The organism is Streptomyces sp. NPDC048277, from assembly GCF_040652235.1.
Taxonomy (GTDB): Bacteria; Actinomycetota; Actinomycetes; order Streptomycetales; family Streptomycetaceae; genus Streptomyces.
Genome location: NZ_JBEZLQ010000021.1, coordinates 158,936 through 182,385, shown reverse-complemented (window position 1 = coordinate 182,385; position 23,450 = coordinate 158,936). Strand labels below are relative to the sequence as shown.

General features: G+C 73.1%; 20 protein-coding genes. 15 read left to right on the top strand and 5 right to left on the bottom strand.

Annotated elements, in window-relative coordinates; genetic code table 11:
- The first annotated feature begins 5 nt into the window (after window positions 1-5).
- Together AB0D85_RS36785 and AB0D85_RS36780 are read left to right on the top strand one after the other, a co-directional pair.
- Entirely contained in the window at window positions 6-656 is a 651-nt protein-coding gene (locus tag AB0D85_RS36785; RefSeq protein ID WP_362330067.1) for a response regulator transcription factor, read from the top strand.
- 101 nt (window positions 657-757) lie between these two features.
- Window positions 758-1,915: an ROK family transcriptional regulator gene (locus tag AB0D85_RS36780; protein ID WP_362330064.1), complete on the top strand. Its 1,158-nt coding sequence runs from the start codon at window positions 758-760 to the stop codon at window positions 1,913-1,915.
- A 68-nt stretch (window positions 1,916-1,983) separates the two neighbouring features.
- Here the strand turns inward: AB0D85_RS36780 and AB0D85_RS36775 are convergent, their stop codons facing one another.
- Both AB0D85_RS36775 and AB0D85_RS36770 read right to left on the bottom strand, forming a co-directional pair.
- Complete coding sequence (locus AB0D85_RS36775; protein WP_362330060.1) at window positions 1,984-2,745, bottom strand: GntR family transcriptional regulator; 762 nt, start codon at window positions 2,743-2,745, stop codon at window positions 1,984-1,986.
- Between the two features lie 240 nt (window positions 2,746-2,985).
- Window positions 2,986-3,870, bottom strand: a complete 885-nt coding sequence (locus tag AB0D85_RS36770; protein ID WP_362330057.1) for an RNA polymerase sigma-70 factor — start codon at window positions 3,868-3,870, stop codon at window positions 2,986-2,988.
- A 216-nt stretch (window positions 3,871-4,086) separates the two neighbouring features.
- On the opposite strand from AB0D85_RS36770, the gene AB0D85_RS36765 reads away from it, so the two are divergent.
- The 5 genes from AB0D85_RS36765 to AB0D85_RS36745 all read left to right on the top strand — a co-directional run bounded on the left by AB0D85_RS36765 (window position 4,087) and on the right by AB0D85_RS36745 (window position 12,666).
- On the top strand, window positions 4,087-4,917 hold the full coding sequence (locus AB0D85_RS36765) for an alpha/beta hydrolase (protein ID WP_362330054.1): 831 nt from the start codon (window positions 4,087-4,089) through the stop codon (window positions 4,915-4,917).
- Between the two features lie 406 nt (window positions 4,918-5,323).
- A complete protein-coding gene (locus tag AB0D85_RS36760; protein WP_362330051.1) occupies window positions 5,324-6,904 on the top strand; it encodes an alkaline phosphatase D family protein in 1,581 nt (526 codons plus the stop codon).
- 162 nt (window positions 6,905-7,066) lie between these two features.
- The gene (locus tag AB0D85_RS36755) at window positions 7,067-8,476 is read left to right on the top strand and encodes an SWIM zinc finger family protein (RefSeq protein ID WP_362330048.1); all 1,410 of its coding nucleotides are present in this window, start codon (window positions 7,067-7,069) and stop codon (window positions 8,474-8,476) included.
- Entirely contained in the window at window positions 8,473-11,133 is a 2,661-nt protein-coding gene (locus AB0D85_RS36750) for a DUF6493 family protein (RefSeq protein WP_362330045.1), read from the top strand. Before AB0D85_RS36755 ends, AB0D85_RS36750 begins: the two co-directional genes overlap by 4 nt.
- Before the next feature lie 111 nt (window positions 11,134-11,244).
- Entirely contained in the window at window positions 11,245-12,666 is a 1,422-nt protein-coding gene (locus AB0D85_RS36745) for a GNAT family N-acetyltransferase (RefSeq protein ID WP_362330043.1), read from the top strand.
- 101 nt (window positions 12,667-12,767) lie between these two features.
- On the opposite strand, the gene AB0D85_RS36740 is transcribed toward AB0D85_RS36745, so the two are convergent.
- Window positions 12,768-13,925: a PLP-dependent transferase gene (locus AB0D85_RS36740; RefSeq protein WP_362330041.1), complete on the bottom strand. Its 1,158-nt coding sequence runs from the start codon at window positions 13,923-13,925 to the stop codon at window positions 12,768-12,770.
- Between the two features lie 59 nt (window positions 13,926-13,984).
- Here AB0D85_RS36740 and AB0D85_RS36735 point away from each other — a divergent pair, with 59 nt between their 5' ends.
- The 7 genes from AB0D85_RS36735 (at window position 13,985) to AB0D85_RS36705 (ending at window position 21,804) form a co-directional block, all read left to right on the top strand.
- Window positions 13,985-14,476: an Lrp/AsnC family transcriptional regulator gene (locus AB0D85_RS36735; protein ID WP_362330038.1), complete on the top strand. Its 492-nt coding sequence runs from the start codon at window positions 13,985-13,987 to the stop codon at window positions 14,474-14,476.
- 33 nt (window positions 14,477-14,509) lie between these two features.
- On the top strand, window positions 14,510-16,198 hold the full coding sequence (locus AB0D85_RS36730; protein WP_362330035.1) for a DUF885 domain-containing protein: 1,689 nt from the start codon (window positions 14,510-14,512) through the stop codon (window positions 16,196-16,198).
- A gap of 131 nt (window positions 16,199-16,329) precedes the next feature.
- The gene (locus tag AB0D85_RS36725; protein WP_362330032.1) at window positions 16,330-18,021 is read left to right on the top strand and encodes a DUF885 domain-containing protein; all 1,692 of its coding nucleotides are present in this window, start codon (window positions 16,330-16,332) and stop codon (window positions 18,019-18,021) included.
- Window positions 18,022-18,115: 94 nt separating this feature from the next.
- Window positions 18,116-18,787 (top strand): hypothetical protein, encoded by a 672-nt coding sequence (locus AB0D85_RS36720; protein WP_362330029.1) that lies wholly within the window; start codon window positions 18,116-18,118, stop codon window positions 18,785-18,787.
- A 144-nt stretch (window positions 18,788-18,931) separates the two neighbouring features.
- Complete coding sequence (locus AB0D85_RS36715) at window positions 18,932-19,159, top strand: ferredoxin (protein ID WP_362330097.1); 228 nt, start codon at window positions 18,932-18,934, stop codon at window positions 19,157-19,159.
- A complete protein-coding gene (locus tag AB0D85_RS36710; RefSeq protein ID WP_362330026.1) occupies window positions 19,146-20,540 on the top strand; it encodes an FAD/NAD(P)-binding oxidoreductase in 1,395 nt (464 codons plus the stop codon). The genes AB0D85_RS36715 and AB0D85_RS36710 overlap by 14 nt, the downstream gene beginning before the upstream one ends.
- 34 nt (window positions 20,541-20,574) lie before the next feature.
- Entirely contained in the window at window positions 20,575-21,804 is a 1,230-nt protein-coding gene (locus tag AB0D85_RS36705) for a cytochrome P450 (RefSeq protein ID WP_362330023.1), read from the top strand.
- Between the two features lie 7 nt (window positions 21,805-21,811).
- Here AB0D85_RS36705 and AB0D85_RS36700 read toward each other — a convergent pair whose 3' ends face one another.
- Window positions 21,812-22,327 (bottom strand): immunity 21 family protein, encoded by a 516-nt coding sequence (locus AB0D85_RS36700; RefSeq protein ID WP_362330020.1) that lies wholly within the window; start codon window positions 22,325-22,327, stop codon window positions 21,812-21,814.
- A gap of 47 nt (window positions 22,328-22,374) precedes the next feature.
- Window positions 22,375-22,857, bottom strand: a complete 483-nt coding sequence (locus AB0D85_RS36695) for a rhodanese-like domain-containing protein (RefSeq protein ID WP_362330016.1) — start codon at window positions 22,855-22,857, stop codon at window positions 22,375-22,377.
- 145 nt (window positions 22,858-23,002) lie between these two features.
- Here AB0D85_RS36695 and AB0D85_RS36690 point away from each other — a divergent pair, with 145 nt between their 5' ends.
- Window positions 23,003-23,449 (top strand): Lrp/AsnC family transcriptional regulator, encoded by a 447-nt coding sequence (locus AB0D85_RS36690; RefSeq protein ID WP_362330013.1) that lies wholly within the window; start codon window positions 23,003-23,005, stop codon window positions 23,447-23,449.
- Window position 23,450 lies beyond the last annotated feature (1 nt).

Below are 23,450 nucleotides of genomic sequence, written 5' to 3'. Positions count from 1 at the left end.
GCCGGATGCCGGTCACCGTTCTCCTCGTCGACGACGAACCTCTGGTACGCGCGGGTCTGCGTGCCGTGTTGGCGGCGCAGCCCGACATCGAGGTGGTCGGTGAGGCGGCGGACGGGGCGGCGGTGATCCCGCTGGTGCGGCGGCTGCGGCCGGACGTGGTCGCCATGGACGTACGGATGCCGCTGATGGACGGGATCGAGGCCACGCGCGCGGTGCTGCGCACGGTCGCGGAGCCGCCGAAGATCCTCGTGGTGACGACGTTCGAGGACGACGAGTACGTGTACGAGGCGCTGCGCGCGGGTGCCGACGGGTTTCTCCTGAAGCGGGCCCGGCCGGCCGAGATCGTGCACGCGGTGCGGCTGGTCGCGGAGGGCGAGTCGCTGCTCTTTCCCGCTTCGGTACGGCAGCTCGCCGCCCGGTACGGGGAGGGCGGCGGGCGGGACGCGCTGGAGTGGGCGCGGCTGACCGAGCGGGAGGGCGAGGTGCTGCGGCTCATGGCACAGGGGCTGTCCAACGCCGAGATCGCCGAGAGGCTGGCCGTCGGCACCGAGACCGTGAAGTCGCATGTGGGGGCCGTGTTGGCGAAGCTCGGGGCGCGGGACCGTACCCAGGCGGTGATCGCGGCGTACGAGTCGGGGTTCGTCGCGCCCCGCTGAGTGCGGATTCCGGGCAGGTTGGGGGCGCCGGGCACTCGCCGGGGTCGTCGGTGCCGAAGTACGATCCGGCCAACACGCAGGGCTAGCTGGGAGGACGGACGTTGGCGGGGCTGACCGGCGGTGATCCGTCTCTGCTGCGAAGGATCAATTCCGCGGTGGTACTGCACGCGCTGCGTGCCACGGACTGCGCGACGCTCACCGAGATCACCCGGGTGACCGGGCTGTCCCGGCCGACCGTCGAGGGGGTCGTCGAGGGACTCATCGAGGGCGGTCTGGTCGTCGAGACGGCTGCCGAGGAGGGGGCCGCCCGGCGGCAGGGGCGGCCCGCGCGGCGGTTCCGGTTCCGGGCCGAGGCCGGGCATCTGCTGGGCCTGGAGATCGGCGCACACCGGGTGGCCGCGCTCCTGGCCGACCTGGACGGGCGGGTGCTGGGGGCGCAGGCCAAGGACGTCGACGAGACGGCCGACGCCGACGAGCGGCTGGAACGGCTGCGTACCGCGGTCGCCGAGCTGCTGCGCCGGGCCGGGGTGCCGCGCAGTTCGCTGCGGGCCGTCGGGGTCGGCACGCCGGGGATCGTCGAGGCGGACGGCAGGATACGGCTGGGCACCGCGCTGCCCCAGTGGACGGGGCTGCGGCTCGGCGAGCGCCTGAGCCGGTCCTTCAAGTGCCCGGTGCTGGTGGAGAACGACGCCAACGCGGCGGCCGTGGCCGAGCACTGGAAGGGCGCCGCCACCGAGTCCGACGACGTGGTGATGGTGCTGGCCGGGCTCAGTCCGGGCGCCGGTGCGCTGATCGGCGGACGGCTGCACCGGGGGTACGGCGGGGCGGCCGGGGAGATCGGCGCGCTGCATCTGCTGGGCCGGGAGGTGACCCCGGAGACGCTGCTGTCGACCACCGACGAGCCGCTGCATCCGCTGGACGAGCAGGCGGTCGCGGAGGTGTTCGCGCTGGCCCGCAAGGGGGACGCGCGGGCGCGGGCCGCCGTGGACCGGTTCATCCAGCGGCTCGTGCACGACGTGGCCGCGCTCGTGCTGGCCCTGGATCCGGAGCTGGTGGTGATCGGCGGCTGGGCGGCGGGACTCGACGGTGTCCTGGAGCCGCTGCGCAGCGAACTCGCCCGCTACTGTCTGCGTCCGCCCAGGGTGGCCCTCTCCGTCCTCGGCGAGGCGGCGGTGCCGACGGGCGCGCTGCGGCTCGCCCTCGACCATGTGGAGGAGCAGCTGTTCGCGGTGGACGGGACGGTCACCGCACGCCGCTGAGCAGTTGTCCTGTGGAACGCGTCGCGCCCCGGAGGAGTTCCGGGGCGCGAGCCGTTCCTGGGCAGTGGCTACGAGGCCTGGCGCTCGGGTCCGTGGTGGATCTCGACGCCCCCGGTGTCACCGAAGGTCAGCCGGCAGGTGTCCGCGCGGTACGTGGCGACGGAGAGCGCGGCGGTGCGGCCGGCGGCGAGGAAGCGGGTGGTGACGACGAGGACCGGGGCGCCGGGGAGGCGGTCCAGTTCCTTGGCGTCGTCCGCGCGGGCGGAACCGAGCTCCACGGCGCGGTCCTGGCCCTCCAGCTCCAGGTGCTGCAGTTCGCGCAGCACCGTACGCGCGCGTGCCGCTCCGGACGGCGCGTCGATCCCCGTCAGGTCCGGGACCGAGGACGCCGGGATGTAGAGCAGCTCGGCGGCGACGGGCTGGCCGTGGGAGACACGGGAGCGGCGCACGATGTGCACGGGCTCCTCCGCGCCGGTCTCCAGGGCGGCCGCGACGCTGGCGGGCGGCACCGCGAGGGCGCAGTCAACGGGCTGCCAGGCGTCCTCGGGAGCGCCCGGCCAGGCGTCCTGGTCGGTGCCCACGGCCACGCCCATGCGCGGGGGCGCGACGGTCGTGCCGACACCGCGGCGGCGCTGGAGGCGGCCTTCCAGTTCGAGCTGTTCGAGGGCCTGACGGAGGGTGGCGCGGGCCACGCCGAAGCGGGCGGCGAGGTCGCGCTCGTTGGGCAGGATCTCACCGACCGAGAACTCCGAGTCGAGTGCCTCACTGAGCACGGTCTTGAGATGCCAGTACTTCGGTTCCGGCACCGATTCCACCTGCGTGGTCCCCACCCTGTCCTCCGCAATCGCCGTGGTCCGGCGGCGTTTTAGCGCCCTTGTTTATTAAAGGTTGTTGTACTTATCTGCGACCATAGGGCGGCGCACACCCTTGGTCAAGACCAATCCTCGATCCCTTGGCCAACGCATAGAAAGCGGTGCCACAGAGCGTTCATGAGGCGTTCGCGCGGGGGCGTTTTCGTGACATGCCGGCAAACCTCCTGTCGTACGACGGGAGCCGCCGGGCAGTGGGGATCAGAGGTCGGCGAGGGACCGCAGCTTGTCGGGGTTGCGGATGATGTGGACGGCCCGGACCAGGCCGTCGGCGACGTCCAGCTGGAGGACGCCGTCCGGCCGGCCCTCGGCGAGAAGGAGCACGGCGGGTCCGCCGTTGATCTCCAGGAAGCGGAACGACAGCCCGGTCCCCTCCTTGCGGGCCGCGCCGAGGAGGAAACGGCCGACCTTGCCGGGCGTGACGATGACACGCAGCGCCGCCGTCGCCTTGCCGCCGCCGTCGCTCACCAGGCGCACATCCGGGGCGAGCAGGGACATCAGCCCCTCCAGGTCACCCTCGGCCGCGGCGGCCAGGAAGCGTTCGGTCAGGTCCCTGCGCTGGGCCGGGTCGACCTCGTAGCGCGGTCTGCGCTCGTCGACGTGCCGGCGGGCCCGCCCGGCGAGCTGGCGCACCGCGGCCTCGCCCCGGTCGAGCATGGCCGCGATCTCGGCGTGCGGGTATCCGAAGGCCTCGCGCAGCACGAACACGGCGCGTTCGAGGGGCGACAGCGACTCCAGGACGACGAGTACGGCGAGCGAGACGGAGTCGGCCAGTTCGGCGCGCTCGGCGGCGTCGGGGGCGGTGGCGCCGACGCCGGTGACGTACGGCTCGGGCAACCAGGGGCCGACGTAGGTCTCGCCGCGCGTCCGGATCTGGCGGAGCCGGTCGATGGCGAGCCGGGTGGTGATGCGCACGAGGTAGCCGCGCGGTTCGCGCACCTCGCCGCGGTCGGCACCGGACCAGCGCAGCCAGGCGTCCTGGACCACGTCCTCCGCGTCGGCCACGCGGCCGAGCATGCGGTAGGCGACTCCCATGAGCACGGGACGGTGTGCCTCGAAGACGTCGGTCACGGTGTCGGCGGTCACGGCCCCATCCCATCCGACACGTTCCCCGGTGTCCAGGCGGCCCCGTCCCTCAGGCTCCAACCCGGCCCGGCGGAGGGCGCGTCGGCCGGCACGACGGCCCGACACTCCGGGGCCCACGAGGGGGCTGCGACACACCCCGCCGGGGACTACCCGCCAGTAGCAATTGCTGACAAGCTGTCTACGGCGTTCGCCGAAGTCGCCAGACGAGGAGCCCCCATGTCCGCCAGCGTCTCCTTCAAGGTCCCGTCCCCGCACGGCCGACAGGACGTGACCGTCTCCTACGCGCGCGCGGGCCGCGGTGAGCCGCTCGTCCTGCTCCACGGCATAGGGCATCACCGGCAGGCCTGGGACCCCGTCGTGGACATCCTCGCCACCGAGCGGGACGTGGTCGCCGTGGACCTGCCCGGCTTCGGCGCCTCCCCCGGCCTTCCCGAGGGCCTCGCCTACGACCTGACGACGACCAACTCCGTACTCGGCGCCCTGTTCGAGGCCCTGGAGCTGGACCGGCCGCATGTGGCCGGCAACTCGCTGGGCGGACTGGTGGCCCTGGAACTGGGCCGCGAGAAGCTCGTACGGTCCGTCACCGCCCTGTCCCCCGCCGGGTTCTGGTCACAGGCCGAGCGGCGCTATGCCTTCGGCGTGCTCATCGCCATGCGGCGGATCGCGGAACGGCTGCCGGAGCCGCTGGTCGAGCGGCTGTCCCGGACGGCCGCCGGGCGGACGGCCCTGACCAGCACCATCTACGCCCGCCCGGCACGCCGTTCACCCGAGGCCGTGGTCGCCGAGACGCTCGCACTCGCGCGGGCCACCGGATTCGCCGACACCCTGCGGGCCGGGTCCGCCGTCCGGTTCACCGACGACGTCCCCGGTATTCCGGTCACCGTGGGCTGGGGCACCCGGGACATGCTGCTGGTGCGCCGTCAGGGGGTCCGGGCCAAGCAGATCATCCCCAAGGCCCGGCTGGTCCGGCTGCCCGGCTGCGGCCACTGCCCGATGAACGACGACCCGGCGCTGGTCGCACGCGTCATCCTCGACGGCAGCCGCTGACCGGCGACGGCGGCCGAGGCGGGGCAGGGCGTCGGAGCCCAGCGCGAGCCCGGCGGGGATGCACCCCGTGAAGCGCGTCGCGCGCCGTTGCACGCCCATGTACCAGCACACGAAGCCGACGACGGTGACGACCTCCGCCTGTCACAGCACCGCGGCCGGCTCCGCGGTGTCGGGCCGGGCCGCCGCAACCACGCCCCGCCCCGCCGTCGAGCGCAACCGGACCATGGACCCGGGCCGTCCCTCGCTCGGCCAGGCCGCGTTCGCCCGTTCCGGAGTCGGTCCCGGCCCCGGAACGGGGGCGCTCGCGGAGCCCGTCCGTTGTTCACTTGCGGTTTCCGTGTGCGCTGCGGCGCACCAGTAGTTGTGGCTGTGCACATTGGCCGGACCCCGTTCTGGAGGCCCTCGCATGTCCCTTTCGCTCCCCGGTCGCCGCAGCGTGCTGCGCGGCTCCCTCGCCGCGTCGGCGGCCCTGACCCTGCCCACGGCGCTCGGTTCCGCGCCGGCGTTCGCACTGTCCGGGCGCCCCCGGGCGGACTGGGGCGTGCAGGCGGGCGATGTCACCGCCGACTCCGGCCTGGTGTGGGTCCGTTCGGACCGGCCGGCCCGGATGATCGTGCAGACCTCGGCCACCGAGTCGTTCCGCAACGCCCGCAGCTGGCACGGCCCGCTGCTCGGCGCGGACAGCGACTTCACCGGCACCACCCGGCTGCACGGGCTGCCGTCCGGCGAGCAGATCCACTACCGCGTGCTGCTCGCCGACCCCGACGACCCGCGCCGTACCGGCGAGCCGGTCACCGGCACCTTCCGCACGGCGTCCGCGCGCCGCCGGCAGGGCGTCAAGTTCGTGTGGTCGGGTGACCTGGCCGGGCAGGGCTGGGGCATCAACGAGTCCATCGGCGGCTACCGCATCTTCGACGCGATGGCGAAGGTGGACCCGGACTTCTTCCTGTGCAGCGGGGACAACATCTACGCCGACGGCGTGATCTCGGCGACGCAGGCGCTGCCCGACGGCAGCCTGTACCGCAACGTCACCAGCGAGGCGAAGTCGCACGTCGCGGTCACCCTGGACGACTTCCGCGGCAACTTCCGCTACAACCTGCTGGACCAGGCGCTGCGCCGGTTCAACGCCCAGGTGCCGAACGTCATCCAGTGGGACGACCACGAGGTCCGCAACAACTGGTACCCGGGCGAGGTCATCGGCACCGGCACCGCCTACCCGGCCGGCACCAGGCTGGACGACATGGCGCTGCGCTCCCGGCAGGCGTTCTCCGAGTACTTCCCCATCTCCACGATCAGCGGTCGCCCGGACGGCCGGATCTACCGCGTCCACCACCACGGCCCGCTCCTCGACGTCTTCGTCCTCGACATGCGGACCTACCGCAACGCCAACTCGCCCGACGACCAGACGACCGACCCGCAGGGCATCCTGGGCGCCGAGCAGCTGGAGTGGCTGAAGCGCGAGCTGTCCCGGTCGCGTGCGGTGTGGAAGGTCATCGCCGCGGACATGCCGCTCGGCCTGGTCGTGCCCGACCCGGTCGAGGGCAAGGCGAACTTCGAGGCCGTCGCCCAGGGCGACCCCGGCGCGCCGCTCGGCCGTGAGCTGCAGATCGCCGAACTGCTGCGGTACATCAAGCACCGGAAGGTCACCGGCACGGTGTGGCTGACGGCCGATGTCCACCACACCTCGGCCCAGCACTACGACCCGTCGCGGGCCGCGTTCAAGGACTTCGCGCCGTTCTGGGAGTTCGTCTCCGGGCCGCTGAACGCCGGTGCCTTCCCGGCGAACGCGCTGGACGGCACGTTCGGCCCCGACCGGGTGTTCGTCAAGGCGCCGACCGCCTCGAACGTGTCACCCGCGGAGGGCTACCAGTTCTTCGGCGAGGTCGACATCGACGGCGACAGCGGTGAACTGACGGTGCGTCTGCGCGAGTACGACGGCACCGTGCTGTTCACCCGGACCCTGCAGCCGGGCCGGGTCGGCCAGTAACTCCCGTACGCTCTTCGCAGGGCCGCGCTCCGGCGTCATCCCCCGGTGCGCGGCCCTGTCGCAGGTCCCGGTGCGGGTCCGGCCGCCTCGCCGAACTCACCCGTGCACAGGGCGTTTTCGCAGGTCAGGCCGATTGTCAGTGGGCGCCTCTACGGTTTTCCCATGACGCGATCTTCACAGGCCGTGGCCTATCGCCAACCCTCCGTGCTGCACTCCGCCGCCGACGGACGCCACCTCGGGCTCGAGACCTCCCGGGGCGCGACCCCGACCGGGGTCGAGGACCATCCGCGGTTCTTCGCGGGCTTCCTGACCTCGCCTCAGGTGGCCGCGGCCGGACTGCTCGCGGTGGCCGACGTGGCGGCCGCGCGCTACTACCAGCCGCAGCTGCGCGCCTCGCTGGACCCGGTGGTGACGGGCAACGGCGACCGGCTGCGCTTCGAGTCCTTCTCCGGCTGCGGCGGGGTGTACGCCCGGCTGGACGTCCTGGGCCCGGGCCTGGACGGCGGCGAGGTGGGCCACGGCACGACCAACGTCGACGTCAACAACCCGCTTCGGGAGGCACTTTCGCGGATCGGCACGGACGACCCGCTCCATCTGCGGGTCGGGCACGAGGAGTTGGCGGTCACCACGCTGGACGGGCCGGTGGTGGAGAAGAAGGTCCCGCTCCCGGACCGCTGGCTGCGCGGCTTCGCCGAGGCCCAGGTCATAGCGGCCGGGTTCGATCTGCGGGCCGAGCTCCCGGCGGACGAGGCGGTGCGGTTCCTGCGCTCGCTCCCCCGCGGCGGCACGGCGCGCGGGGGCCCGGCGGGCCCGCGCTGGGTGGTGCCGGCGGGCCGGGGGCTGCGGCCGACGACCCGCCCGGTGCCGGGCGCGGTGTGCCTGCCCGGGCCGGAGCGGCTGGCCGCGCTCCAGCGGGTCCTGCGGCATGCGACGGCGTTGCGGGTCTACGGTCCGCAGGGCGCCCTCGCCGCCTCCGGTGCGGCCGCGGCCTGGGAGGTGGTCCTGCCGGGCATGCGGCTCACCCTGACCCTGTCGCCCGACGCGGCCCGCGGGTTCTCCGGCGAGGGCGGTGTGCTGGACGCGCTCGCCGCCGACGAGGCCGCCGAGGACGCGGAGCTGATCGCGGTGCTGCTGGCCTGGGAACCCCGTGTCGACGTCGCCGACCTGGCCGCCTCCTCGGGCCTCACGCCGGAGCGCGTCCGCGCGGCCCTGGTCCGCCTCGGCACCTCGGGACGCGTCGGCTACGACACGGCGGAGGCCGCCTACTTCCACCGCGAACTGCCCTACGACGCGGGGCGCGTGGAGCGGCACAACCCCCGCCTGCGTTCGGCCCGGGCGCTGGTGGCCGCGGGCGCCGTGACCCTGGACGGCGACCTGGGCACGGTGACGGCCGAGGACGGTCATGTGCACCGGGTGCGGGCTGCCGCGGGCGTGCTGACCTGCAGTTGTGTGTGGTGGGCGAAGTACCGGGGCGGGCGCGGGCCGTGCAAGCACGCGCTGGCGGTGCGGATGGTGCGGCGGGGTGGAGCGGTGGGACAGGACATGGCGGAGATCGGTGGGGGTGCTCGATGAGTGCGGTGCTGGAAGCGGTACGGGCGGGGCGTACGGGGCTGGCCGTGCTCCTGCTCAAGAGGATGACGGATGCCGAACGACGGGCGCTGCTGCCCGAGTTGCAGGACCTGCGCAAGGAACTGCGGGCCGATCCGTGGGGGACCGGGTCCGACCGGATCCGTCCGGCACTCCAGGTGGCCGGGGCCATGTGCCACTCCGGGGCCGCGGCCGCCGCGACCTGGATCGCCGGTGCCGACATGCGCTGGCGGCAGACACCGGCGGACACGCTGGTGCGGGCGTTGGAGGACCGGGACACCGGCTGGCAGGCCGATGTGGCCCACCGGCTGGCCGGGCGGCCGCTCTCCGCGGACGTGCCGTTCGAGCTGATGGCGGCGCTGGTGCGGCGCTCGGGGTGCCCGGTCCCGACGACGGAGGCGTATGTCGTCGGCTGGGTCCGGCACACGGGCCACAGCTGGGGGCACGTCCCGCTCGTCGACCGGCTCCGCGCCGACCCGGACCTCGTGCCGTTGGTGAACGGCCTGTTCGAGCTCTCCGACATCACCCCGGTCCGCTGGCTGTTCGGCGACGGGCCCGGCTCGTGGCAGAGCTGTCTCGCGGAGCTGACCGGCTCGGGCGAACTGGACCGCAAGGTCGTCGTCGACGCCTGTGTCGCCCGGCTGCTGCGCGGCGGCGGCCCGACCGACCACCGGGTCTTCCTGCCGCTGCTGGTCCGGCTCGCCCCCACCCGGGACGAGGAGCGCGAGCGGGTCGCCGACTGGACCGCCCTGGCACGTGACGCCGCCTCGCCCGTGGCCGCGCACGCCCAGTCGGTCCTCGCCGCCCTCGCTCTGGACGGCGAGCTCACCGCGCGGCAGCTGGCCGAGGCCTCCGAGGGGCTGCTGTTCCGCACCGAGAAGAAGCTGGTGCGCGCCCAACTGGTGCTGCTCGGCAAGGTCCTCACCCGTGACCCGGGCGCGGCGGCGGAGCTGCTGCCGACCGTGGCCCAGGCGTTCGGGCACGAGGACACCCAGGTGCAGGAGCGGGCGCTGAAGCTGGTGGAGCGGCATGCGAAGAGGCTCGCCGACGACCCGGCGGCCCAGGACCGGATCGCCGGTGCGGCCGAGCAGTTGAGCCCGCCCCTCCGCGTCCGTGCCGCCGACGCCCTCGGGGTCGCGCCCATGTCGACTCCCGAGGTGTACGAGGAGGTGCTGCCACCGGCCCCGGAGCCGTTCCGGCTCGCGCCGGCCCCGGAGTCGGCCGAGGAACTCGCCGAGGAGATCGGGGCCCTGCTGGCGGCCGACGGGGACGTGGCCGCGTTCGAGCGGGCGCTGGACGGCCTGTCCCGCCACGCCCACCGTGACCAGGACGCGCTGCGGGAGGCGCTCGAACCGGTGGCGGCCACCCGCTGGTGGAAGGAGCCCGACACTCTCGGCCGGCACACCGAGGAGCACTTCGGCCACACCCGGCGTGGCCTCCTCGACCCCGAGGGCGGCCTCGAACTGATCCTGGCCACGCTCTACGGGGTGGTGAGCACGGCCGCCCTGCTCGCCGCGCTGCAGCGCGGTCCGGCCGACCACGAGTGCGCGCGCCACGGGTTCTCCCGGGTCATCGACGTACGGTTCCGTGAACTGGCCTACCGGATACGGACGGATCCGCAGCCGCTGCTGCTGGCCACGCCGTCGTGGAGCACCGGGCTCCTGGAGCCGGACGACCTCGTCGACCGGCTCGACACCTACCGCAGCCTCGGCGCCCGGGTGGGTGAGGTCGACTTCGCGCAGGCGCTGTTGAGGGTACGGCGCGAGGACCGCACGGCGGCACTGGCGGCCGCCGGGCGCGCGAGCGGACTCGGCACGCCGGAAGGCGAACGGCTCGCCCGCTGGCTGTCGGCCGGAGAGCCCGCTCTGCCCGGGTCCGACCGCCGGACTTCCGGTCCCCGCATCCTGACCGAGTCCGGCGAGGTCCTGGCGCTCCGGACGGGCTTCCCCTCGGCGTTCCGGCGGCTGGGCCTGCCGTTCGCGGTGTCCGACGCCGTCCGTTACTGCTACCACTGGGGCCGGGAGGACCACCAGCACTGGCTGGCCACGCTGCCGGAGCTGCGCGAACTGGTCGCCGTGCGGCTGGTGCACGACCTCTCCGAGGCCGCCCTGGACGACGAGCGGGGCACGGCCGCCGTTCTCCCGCTGCTCGCCGAGTCCGGTGGCGCGGCGGGCGAGAGCACGCATCTGTGTGTGGCGTACGGGCTGGGTGCCCGGTATCCGGAGGACCGGCTGGCCGCGGTGGACGCGCTGCTGGTGCTCGCCGCGCGCGGACAGCTCGACACGGAGCGGCTGGGGGCCGACCTGGGCCGGCTGGTCCGGCTCGGGGCGGTGAAGCCGCTGCGGCTGGCCGAGTCGGCACGGACGGCGGCGGTCACCGGGGCGAACACGACGATATGGGAGATGCTCCGGCACACCCTGCCCGTGCTGCTCGCCGACCTCGCGGCGGCGGATGCCGGTACCCCGGGTTCGGCCCGTGGGCTCGGGGAGCTGCTCTCGGTCGCCGCCGAGTGCGCCGAGCGGTCCGGGGCCCGCGGTGAGCTGCCCCAGCTGTCCCTGGCGGCGGCCCGGCGCGGTTCCTCCCGTCTGGTGGTCCAGGCGCGCCGGCTGCGGGACGCCCTGGCGGAGCCGGTGGCGGCCTGAGCAGTAGTAAAAACATCAACAAAAGGAACATAAGCATGCTTTACCCATCGGTCACAGAGCGTTCGTGATCACGCAACACCGTTCGTTCACAGTGGCTGCATGAATCGAGACATGTCTGATGTGACACGCGCGCGGCACGGACGCCCCGTGCACCACTGGCGGCGGGACGTCGTCGAACTCGCCGCCCTGTTCACGGCCGTCGCGGCGGCGGACGGGGTGGCGAACCTGATCGGCCACGGCCCCGACGGTCCGGCGCTGCTGGTGATCTCGGCGCTGGTGCTGGCGGCCACGGCGGGCTTCCACGTCTGGTGGGCGAGGCGCCCAGGTCACGCACCGCCGGTGACGGATACCGATACCGGCGCCCGGCCGACCGTCACCCCGACGGGACAGGCCGGGCCGGGCGCGGACGCCCCGGGGACCGAGGCCGCGCCGAGCACGCTGTGGCGGCTGCGGACGACGGTGCGCGACGAGCCCGGTTCGCTGGCCGCCCTGTGCACCGCGCTCGCCGGGCACCGGGTGGACATCCTCAGCCTGCAGACGCATCCGCTGGGCGACGGCACGGTGGACGAGTTCCTGCTGCGGGCCCCGGGTGAGCTGACCGCCGCTGAGATCACCCGGGCGGTCGCGCTGGCCGGGGGCACGGACACCTGGATCGAACGGGCCGACGCGCACGATCTGGTGGACGCCCCGACCCGGGTCCTCGGCCTCGCCACCCGCACCGCGCTGGACGCGGCGGAACTTCCGCTGGCCCTCCGGCAGTTGTTGGGTAGGTGCACGATCCGCTCGCTCCCCGCCCATCCGGTCGGCGGGGCCCGGAGCCCCGAGACGGTCCCCGTCGAAGGGGCGCTGGAGGACACCGTGATGCGGCTGCGCGCACCGGAAGGCGGAGTGATCACCGTGGAGCGGCCGTATCTGCCGTTCACGCCCACCGAGTTCGCTCGGGCGCGGGCGCTGGTGGAGCTGGACGCCCGGCTCGGGCCGCGCATCCCGCGCAGCCAGGACGTGCTCACGCTGCCCGAGGGCAACGCGATCACCGTGCGCCGGGCCGACACCGGTGACCTGGAGGCGGCGAAGGCCATGCACGAGCGGTGCTCGTCGCGGACGCTGGGGCTGCGTTACCACGGGCCGGTCGCCGACGCGGACCGCTATCTGAACCACCTGCTCAGCCCGCGCTTCGGCCGGACGCTGGCGGTGCAGACCGCGTCGGGCCGGATCGTGGGCCTCGGGCATCTGCTGTGGGACGGGGACGAGACGGAGGTCGCGCTGCTCGTCGAGGACGAGTGGCAGCGGCGCGGTATCGGCGGCGAGTTGCTGGGCCGGCTGGTGGGCATGGCCGTGGAGGCGGGCTGCGAGAGCGTGTACGCGGTGACGCAGGCGTCCAACACGGGGATGGTGGCGGCGATGCGGGCGTTGGGGTTGCCGCTCGATTACCAGATCGAGGAGGGGACGCTCGTCATCACCGCGCGCTTGGATGCCGTGGCGGTTACGGGGCTTTCTCGTGCGGGTGAGGCGGGGAGGGCCGAAGCGCCGTAGGGGTTGCGGACTGCGCGGCGACTGCGGGTGCGTCGTGGCTCGTCGCGCCCGCGCGGCGGTAGCCGCACATGAACACAGCCCCGCGCCCCTGGCGGGGCGCTCTAATACGGCCCCAATGCCAAGTCCAGGTCCGTCCACAGATCGTCCACGTCCTCCAGGCCCACCGACAGTCGCAGCAGCCGGTCGCTGACGCCGGCGCTGTGGCGGTCGGCGGGGTCCACTATGCGGTGGCTGATGGATGCCGGGTGCTGGATGAGGGTGTCGACGCTGCCGAGGCTGACGGCCGGGGTGATCAGCCGTACCCGGGAGACGACCTCGTGCGGGTCGTCGTAGACCTCGAAGGCGATCATCGCGCCGCCCAGGCGCGGGTAGTGGACGCGGGCCACGCGTGGGTCGGCGGTGAGGCGGCGGGCCAGTTCGGCGGCGGTGGCGGAGGCGGCGCGGACCCGTACCGGGAGCGTGGACAGGCCGCGCAGCAGCAGATAGCCGGCCAGCGGGTGCAGGACGCCTCCGGTCGCGAAACGTATCTTCCTGAGCTGCCCGGCGAGTTCCTCGTCGCAGGCCACCACCCCGGCCAGTACGTCGCCGTGGCCGCCGAGGTACTTGGTGGCGCTGTGCAGCACCAGCCGGGCGCCGTGTTCGGCGGGGCGCTGGAGCACCGGGGTGGCGAAGGTGTTGTCGGCGAGCAGCGGGACCGTGCCGCAGGCGTGGGCGACGGCGCGCAGGTCGAGTTCGGCGAGGGTCGGGTTGGCCGGGGACTCGACCAGGACCAGGCCGGTGTCGGGGCGCAGCGCGTCGGTGATGCCCGCCGGGTCGGTCCAGGTGACCTCGGTGCCGAGGAGACCGGCGGTGAGGAGGTGGTCGCTGCAGCCGTACAGGGGCCGTACGGCGACGACATGGCGCAGGCCCGTCGAGGCGCGGGCGAGGAGGACGGCGGACAGGGCGGCCATGCCGCTGGCGAAGGCGACGGCGGACCCGGTGCCTTCGAGGCGGGCGAGAGCGGTCTCGAACCGGGCGACCGTCGGGTTGCCGAGGCGTCCGTAGACCGGGGGTCCCGTCGGGTCGGCGCCGTCGGTGGCGAAGGCGTCGATGCGGGCGGCCTCGGCGCGGCTGTCGTACGACGGGTAGGTGGTGGACAGGTCGATCGGCGGGGCGTGCAGGCCCTGGCGGGCGAGGTCGTCGCGGCCGGCGTGCACAGCCTCGGTGGCCAGGGCGCGCGGTGCGCCGGATACGTGGTCGCGGATGCTGACGGAGTCCATGGTCGCAGGGTGAACACCGAACGGGGTGTGTGCGGCGAGGGCCGTGTTACGTTCGGGGTATGGCCGAATCTGTCGTACTGGATCCGGTGGATCTGCATCTGCTGCGGCTGCTGCAGAACGACGCCCGGTCCACCTACCGCGACCTCGCCGCCCAGGTGGGTGTGGCGCCGTCGACCTGTCTGGACCGGGTGACCCGGCTGCGGCGGTCCGGGGTGATCCTCGGGCACCGGCTGGAGCTCGATCCGGCCAAGCTCGGGCGGGGTCTGGAGGCGCTGCTGTCGGTGCAGGTCAGGCCGCACCGGCGGGAGTTGGTGGGGCCGTTCGTGGAGCGGATCCGGGCGCTGCCGGAGTCGCGGACGGTGTTCCATCTGACCGGTCCCGACGACTACCTCGTCCATGTGGCCGTGGCCGACATGACGGACCTGCAGCGGCTGGTCCTGGACGAGTTCACGTCACAGCGGGAGGTGGCCCGGGTGGAGACTCGGCTGATCTTCCAGCAGTGGGACTGCGGACCCCTGCTCCCTCCTACGCCATCAGCTCAATCCCAGTGACGCGCGGCGGCCCGTCGTACGAGGATGGGCCGCATGTCACAGACCAACAGCCCGCTGCCCCGCCAGGTCGCCGACACCTTCGTCGACGAACTCATCGCCCTCGATCCGATCACCGGTACGTTCCTCGGCGTCAAAGAGAGTTCGAGCCGGCTGCCCGACACCTCGCCGGCCGGTGACGAAGCGCTCGCCCGGCTTCGGCGCGACACGCTGGCCCGGCTCGACGAGGCCGAGCGGCGGCCCGGCGCGGACAGTGACATCGAGCGTCGCTGCGCGCGCCTGCTGCGCGAGCGGCTCACCGCCTCGCTGGCCGTGCACGAGGCGGACGAGAGCCTGCGTTCCGTCAGCAACCTGAGCTCGGTCGCGCACGCCGTGCGCCAGGTGTTCACCGTGACGCCCACCGCCACCGAGGAGGACTGGGCGGCGGTCGCCGAGCGGCTGCGCGCGGTGCCGGCCGCGCTGGAGGGCTACCGGCAGTCCCTCGCCCTCGGCCTGGACCGGAAGCTGTGCGCGGGTCCGCGCGCGACGGCCACCTTCGTCGGACAGCTCGGCGAGTGGTCCGACACGGGCGACGGCCGGGGCTGGTTCGAGCAGTTCGCGGCGGCCGGGCCCGAGGCGCTGCGCTCCGAGCTGGACGAGGCGGCCCGCGCGGCCACGCAGGCCGTGGTGGCGCTGCGCGACTGGATGGGGGACGTGTACGCGCCGGCCGTCGAGGGCGCGCCGGACGTGGTGGGCCGCGAGCGGTACGCGCGCTGGGTCCGCTACTACAACGGCACCGACCTCGACCTGGACGAGGCGTACGCGTACGGCTGGTCCGAGTACCACCGTCTGCTCGGCGAGATGAAGACCGAGGCCGAGAAGATCCTGCCGGGCGCCGAGACCCCGTGGGTGGCGCTGGCGCACCTGGACGAGCAGGGCACCCACATCGAGGGCGTCGACGAGGTGCGGGAGTGGCTGCAGTCCGTGATGGACGAGGCCATCGAGAAGCTCGACGGCACCCACTTCGACCTGGCCGAGCGGGTCCGCCGGGTCGAGTCCCGGATCGCCCCGCCCGGCAGCGCGGCGGCGCCGTACTACACGCCCCCGTCGGACGATTTCTCGCGCCCGGGCATCACCTGGCTGCCGACCATGGGCCAGACCCGGTTCCCGGTCTACGACCTGGTGTCGACCTGGTACCACGAGGGCGTGCCGGGCCATCACCTCCAGCTCGCGCAGTGGAAGCACATCGCGGAGAACCTCTCCCGTTACCAGGCCAGCGTGGGCATGGTCAGCGCCAACGCGGAGGGCTGGGCGCTGTACGCGGAGCGGCTGATGGACGAACTGGGTTTCCTCACCGACCCGGAGCGCCGCCTGGGCTATCTGGACGCGCAGATGATGCGGGCCGCGCGGGTGATCATCGACATCGGCATGCACCTGGAGCTGACGATCCCGGACGACTCCCCCTTCCACCCCGGGGAGCGCTGGACGCCCGCGCTGGCGCAGGAGTTCTTCGGTGCGCACAGCAGCCGCCCGGCGGACTTCGTGGAGAGCGAGCTGACCCGGTACCTGTCCATGCCGGGCCAGGCCATCGGCTACAAGCTGGGCGAACGGGCCTGGCTGCTGGGCCGGGAGCAGGCCCGCGGGCGGCAGGGCGAGGGGTTCGACCTGAAGGCCTGGCACATGGCGGCCCTCTCCCAGGGTTCGCTCGGCCTGGACGACCTGGTGGACGAGCTGTCGCAGCTCTGACGACCCGTCAGGGCTATTGGCTGGCTTGAGAGTTGTTTCCCTGAAGAGACCGTGTGCCCCGGTCGCGCCCAGCGCGGAATCCGGGGCACGCGGGGGTGACGCGGACGTGCCGCCGCACGAGGATGGACGGCATGTCTGACACCACGAGCCCGTTGCCCCGGCAGGTCGCCGACGCGTACGTCGACGGCCTCATCGCCCTCGATCCGGTGACCGGTACGTTTCTCGGCGTCAAGGAGAGTTCGAGCAGGCTGCCCGACTACTCGCCCGCGGGCCAGGAGGCGGTGGCGGAGCTGGCGCGGGCCACGCTCGCCGAGCTGGCCGAGGCCGAGCGGCGACCCGGGGCGGACAGTGCCGCGGAACGGCGCTGCGGACGGCTGCTGCGCGAGCGGCTGACCGCCCAACTCGCCGTGCACGAGGCCGAGGAGGGCCTGCGCACGGTCGGCAACATGCACACACCGCCGCACTGGGTGCGCGAGGCGTTCACCGTGACGCCGACGGAGACGGCCGAGGACTGGGCGGCGATCGCCGAGCGGCTGCGGGCGGTGCCCGCCTCGCTCGGCGGGTACCGGGAGTCGCTGGCGCTGGGCCTGGACCGGAAGCTGTACGCGGGTCCGCGCCCGACGGCGACGTGCGTCGAGCAGCTCACGGAGTGGATCGACGTGGCCGGCACGGGCCGCGGCTGGTTCGAGGACTTCGTGGCGGCCGGACCCGAGCAGTCGCGCCCGGAGCTGGACGCGGCGGCCCGGGTGGCGACGGCCGCGCTCGTGGAGCTGCGGGACTGGCTGCGGGACGTCTACGCGCCGGCGATCGAGGGCGCACCGGACACGGTGGGCCGCGAGCGGTACGCCCGCTGGGTCCGCTACTACAACGGCACCGACCTCGACCTCGACGAGGCTTACACGTACGGCTGGTCCGAGTTCCACCGCATCCTCGGCGAGATGCGCGAGGAGGCCGAGAAGGTCCTGCCCGGCGCCGAGACCCCGCAGGCGGCGCTGGCACATCTCGACGCACACGGCCCGCACATCGAGGGTGTCGAAGAGGTCCGCCAGTGGCTGCAGGGCCTGATGGAGCGGGCGATCGCCGACCTGGACGGCACGCACTTCGAACTCGCCGAACGGGTACGCAGGGTGGAGACCCACATCGCCCCGCCCGGCAGCGCGGCGGCCCCCTACTACACGTCCCCCTCCGAGGACTTCTCCCGCCCCGGCCGCACCTGGCTGCCGACGCTGGGGCGGACCCGGTTCCCGGTGTACGACCTGGTCTCGACCTGGTACCACGAGGGCGTGCCCGGCCACCACCTCCAGCTCGCGCAGTGGACGCACGTGGCCGAGAACCTCTCCCGCTACCAGGCCACGGTGGGCGAGGTCAGCGCCAACGCCGAGGGCTGGGCACTGTACGCGGAGCGGCTGATGGACGAACTGGGCTATCTGACCGACGCCGAGCAGCGGCTCGGCTATCTGGCCCTGCAGATGGTGCGGGCGGTCCGGGTGATCGTGGACATCGGCATGCACCTGGAGCTGGAGATCCCGGCGCACTCGCCGTACCACCCGGGTGAGCGGTGGACGGTGGAGCTGGCACAGGAGTTCTTCGGCCTGCACAACAGCCGTCCGGCGGACTTCGTGGAGAGCGAGATGACCCGCTATCTGACGATTCCCGGCCAGGCCATCGGCTACAAGCTGGGCGAACGGGCCTGGCTGCGGGGCCGGGAGAAGGCCCGCGAGCGGCACGGCGACGGCTTCGACCTCAAGGCCTGGCACATGGCGGCCCTCTCCCAGGGCTCGCTCGGCCTGGACGACCTGGTGGACGAGCTGTCGCGGCTCTGACCGGTCTGCCGTTCGGGGGTGCTCCGGTGGCGGCGGCCGGTCGCAGGCGGCTTGCTGGTGCCGGGGCCACCGGACCACGGGAAGCGAGCCGCGCATGCAGACCTCCACGCCGCCACGGGAGCCGTTGGAGACACCCCGCGCCGCCGGTGTGGCAGGGATCGTCTTCGCACTGCTGCTCGCCGCCGCCATGGTGCTGATCCGGCTGGGAGTCCCGCAGGGTGCCGACGCGGTCACCGCCCAGGCACCGGATCCCACCCGGCGCAGCACCGTCCACGCGGCCCTCGCGCTGGTGCCGTTCGCCGGCATCCTCTTCCTGTGGTTCGCCGGCGCGGTGCGCGCCCATGTCGGCAAGGGCGAGGACCAGTTCCTCGCCACCGTGTTCCTCGGCAGCGGTCTGATCTTCACCGCCACGCTGTTCGGCGGCGCCGCCGCGGCCGCGGCCGTGCTCGACACCGCGCATCCGGCGGGCACCTCGCCCTCCCGGCCCGTCTGGGACTTCGGTCAGCACCTGGCGTACACGCTGCTGACCGGGTACGCGATGCGGATGGCCGCCGTCTTCACCTGCTCCACGTCGGTGATCGGACACCGCCTGGGCATCCTGCCCCGCTGGCTCACCGTGCTGGGCCTGCTCGTCACCGTGGTGCTGCTGTTCGTCTCGTCCTCCGCGCCCTGGGCGGAGCTGGTCTTCCCGGCCTGGTCGCTGCTGCTCAGCACGCACATCGTCGTGGCGAGCCTCCGGCGCCCCGCCGCGGCCCCGGCGTCCTGAGGGGTCACCCGATCGGAAGGCCCCGGCGCGCGCCGGTGGGCGCGGGCTCCCATGCTGGCGTGCGGGGAGTTCTCCGCCGTCCGGGACCGAGGTGACGGACCGGCGGTACGCACCGGACCTGGCCACCGGAAGGGCGGAGCCATGATGCGCCTTGTCGTCGATCTCAACAGATGTCAGGGATACGCGCAGTGCGCGTTCCTCGCTCCGGACGTCTTCGCCATGCACGGCGAGGAGTCCCTCGTCTACAACCCACGGGCCGAGGAGGAGCAGCGGGAACGGCTGGCGCGCGCCGTCGCCGCCTGCCCGGTGCAGGCGATCACGGCCGACGGCCTGGACGGGGTGGCGGGAGGGTACTCCGATGCCACCCACTGACTACCTGGACTGGCTCCGGCGCGAGGGCCGGATCGTGGTCGTGGGTGCCTCGCTCGCCGGTCTGCGCGGCGCCGAGACGCTGCGCGCCGAGGGCTTCGCCGGGGAACTCACCATGATCGGCGACGAGCCGTACGAGCCGTACGACCGCCCGCCGCTGTCCAAGGGAGTGCTGCTCGGCAAGGCGACCCCCCACCACACCGAGCTGCCGCACCGCCGGGAGGTCGACGCGAAGTGGCGGCTGGGCGTCGCGGCGACAGGTCTCGACCTCGAGGCCAAGCGGGTGCGGCTGGCCGACGGTGACGAGGTCGAGTACGACCGGCTGCTGATCGCCACCGGAGTGCGTGCCCGGCCCTGGCCCAAGGAGGACGAGGCCCGTCTGGACGGCGTCTTCACGCTGCGCACCCGGGACGACGCGGCGGCGCTGCTGCGGCGGCTGAAGGCCGGGCCGCGCCGGGTGTTCGTGATCGGCGCCGGGTTCACCGGCTCGGAGATCGCCTCGGCCTGCCGGGAGCACGGCATCCCGGTCACCGTGGCGGAACGCGCGGGCGCGCCGCTGGTGGGAGCCCTCGGCGGGGTGATCGGCGCGGTCGCGGCCGAGATGCACCGCGAGAACGGGGTGGACCTGCGCACCGGGGTCATGGTCACCGCGCTGGAGGGCGATCCCGCCGGGCGGGTGCGGGCGGTCCATCTGTCCGACGAGTCCGTCGTCGAGGCGGACGTGGTGATCGTGTCGCTCGGCGCGGTCCGCAACACCGACTGGCTGACCGGATCGGGGCTCGGCGCGGGTCCGCGGGGCATCGCCTGCGACGCGGGCTGCCGTGCCTTCGACTTCCGGGGCATCGTGACCGACGACATCTTCGTCGCCGGCGATGTCGCCCGGTCCCCGCACGCGCTGTTCGGCTACCAGTTCCTGTCCCTGGAGCACTGGGGCAACGCCATCGCCCAGGCCGAGATCGCCGCGCACAACATGATCAGCGCGAGCGCGGAGCGCAAGCCGCATCTGTGGGTGCCGGCGTTCTGGTCCTCGCAGTTCGGGGTGAACATCAAGTCGGTCGGGGTGCCGCCGATGGGCGACCAGATCATGATCACGCAGGGTTCGCTGGCCGAGCGCCGGTTCGTCGGGGTGTACGGCTACCAGGGCCGGACGATCGCCGCGGTGACCTTCGACAACACACGGTGGCTGGAGTTCTACCAGCGGCAGATCGAGAAGGGCGCGCCGTTCCCGGTGGAGTTCCCGACGGTGGACCGCCGTCCCGAGGGGCGGGTGCCGGTCGGCGCCGACTTCCCGGACCCGGCCCTGCCGACGCACGACCCCATGGTGACCCTCAGCGGCTACTCGCCGACCGACCAGCAGCTGGTCTTCCACCCCGCCCGCCACTGACCGCCACCCGGCCCCGACGCTGCAAGGACCTGTCATGCCGCAGACCTCGATGTTGCACCGGATCACCGACTTCGCGAACCGCGCCAACCCGTACCCGCTGTACGAGGAACTCCGCAAGACACCGGTGCTGCACGAGGAGGAGGACGGCCCCTACCTCATCAGCACCTACCACGACATCGAGGCCCTGCTCCATGATCCGCGGATCAGCTCCGACGAAGCCAACGTCACGGTCGGCGCGGACGACGAGCTGTCCGGTCCGGAGGCGACGGGACTGCCGCCGAGCTTCATCCGGCTCGACCCGCCGGAGCACGACCGGCTGCGCCGGATCGCCAACGGCTCCTTCGGGCCGCCGCACCGGCCGCGCCGGATCGACGACATGCGGCCCAAGCTGGAGGAGATCGTCACCGGGCTGATCGACGGCCTCGGGGACGCACGGGAGTTCGACCTGGTCGACCAGGTGGCCTACCCCTTCCCGGTCACCGCGATCTGCCGACTGCTCGGCGTGCCCCGCGAGGACGAGCCGCGCTTCCGGGCCTGGGTCGACCCGATCGTCGCCGGCCTGGACCCCGACACCCGTACGGCCGCCGACTCCCACCGCGCCGCGCAGGAGGCCCGGCTGCAGCTCGGCATGTACCTCAACGGGATGGTGGAGCAGCGCGCCAAGGAACCCCGTGAGGACATGCTCTCGGACCTGGTGCACAGCAGCGGTCCGGACGGTTCCATGACGACCATGGAAGTACTCAGCACGGCGGTGCTCCTGCTCATCGCCGGCCACGAGACGACCGTCAACCTCATCACCAACGGCATGCTCACACTGCTGCGGCACCCGGAGATTCTGGAGCGGCTGCGCAACGACCCGGGACTGTCGGTGCGGATCGTGGAGGAACTGCTGCGCTACGAGCCGCCGGTGCATCTCCTGCCGCAGCGCACCTGCATCACCGACATCGAGGTGCACGGGGTGACCATTCCCAAGGGTTCGCGCATCTATCTCATGCTGGCCGCGGGTAACCGGGACCCGCACCGGTTCACCGATCCCGACCGCTTCGACCCGGACCGTCAGGACCTCCAGCACTTCGGCTTCGGCAGCGGCATCCACAGCTGCTTCGGCGCCCCGCTGGCCCGCCTCGAGGCCCAGATCGCGCTGTCGCAACTGGCCCGCCGGCTCGAGAACCCCCGGCTCGTCGAGGACCCGCCGCCGTACCGGCCGAACGCGGTGCTGCGCGGCCCGCGTCACCTCAACATCGCGATCGACGGGCCGAGGTGACGATTGGTCAGGAGGTGAGCCTGCGCAACTGCACCAGTCCCAGCCAGGTTTCGGGGCCGGGTCTGGTGTAGGCGGCGCGCACCGCGTAGGTGCCGGGCTCCAGCGGGACCCGCAGATGGTCCCCGCCCTCCGCCTCGCCGCCCGGCCACGCCGAGTCGAACAGGACGACAGGGCCTGGTACTTGCCAGCGGATCTCGTTCTCCCACACGGCGCTGTCGAGGGCCGCGGGGACCTGGGCCAGGAGCTCGTCCTCGGAGTTCGCGGCGGACCACCGTACGAAGGTGCCGTGGTCCGGCAGGAAGGACGTCGAGGCGGGTTCGTCGCCGAGGACCAGGGCCACGCTGTCCCCGACCGGGAGCAGTCCGACGTAGCCGTCGACCTCGCAGGCGCGGTCGTAGTCGGTGGCCAGGTCCTCGCTGTCGGCGCCGGCCCAGAACGGCAGGACCGTCTCCGGGACCGCCACCAGCGGGCCGCCGCCCGACTCCACCCACTCCACGACGCCTGGATCCGCATAACGAGTCATGGGGTGAACCTACACGTACAGCGACGGCACAGGTTCGCCTCCGGGAATCAGCAACCGCAGTCGCCCTCGACGGGAGCGGTCAGCGGGTCGGCGACCCGGCGTTCGCGGCCCTGCCAGGTCTCGAACTCGAAGCCCTCACGCACCCAGTACTCGAACCCGCCGAGCATCTCCTTGACCCGGTAGCCGAGTTCGGCCAGCGCGAGGGCGGCGCGGGTCGCACCGTTGCAGCCGGGACCCCAGCAGTACGTCACCACCGGCACGTCCCTGTCGAGGAGTCGGGCCGCCTGCTCCCGGATGAGCGCGGTGGGCAGGTGGACGGCGCCGGGAATGTGCCCCTGGTCCCAGGACGCGGTCGAGCGCGAGTCCAGCACGACGAAGCCGGGGTCGCCGTCGGGGGCGAGGGCGGCGGCCACGTCGGAGACGTCGGCGTGGAAGACGAGGCTCGCCCGGAAGTGGGCGGCCGCCTCGGCGGGCGCGGCGGGGGCGACGCGCAGTACGGGGTTGACGGTGCCGGCACTCGTCTGGGTCATGTCGGGCCTCTCACTCCGGTCGCTCCGGCCGCCGGTGCGGCGGATCTCCATGACCGGAAATCTACGGCCGGTGATCGGCCGCCCTGAAGGTGTGATCCCCGGCCCTGGCCTTGTCCGGCCGGGGATTCCCTGTTATCCATCCCCCATGACCGCGTTTTCCCCGGACGCCACCGACTGGCGCATCCTCGACGTCCTCCAGCGCGAGGGCCGGGCCAGCTTCGCCGAGCTGGCCCGTGCCGTCGCGATGTCCCCGAGCGCGGTGACCGAACGCGTGCGCAGGCTGGAGGAGGCGGGCGTGATCCAGGGGTACGCCGCGGTGGTCGACCCGGAGCGGCTCGGCCTGCCGATCCTCGCCTTCGTCCGACTCAGGTACCCGAACGGCAACTACAAGCCCTTCCACGACCTGGTCGCCGCCACCCCGGAGATCCTGGAGGCGCACCACGTCACGGGCGACGACTGCTTCGTCATCAAGGTCACCGCCCGCTCGATGCGCCACCTGGAGGAGATCTCCGGCAAGATCGGCACCCTGGGCTCGGTGACGGCGAGCGTCGTCTACTCCTCACCGCTCCCCCGCCGCGCGATCAACACCTAGA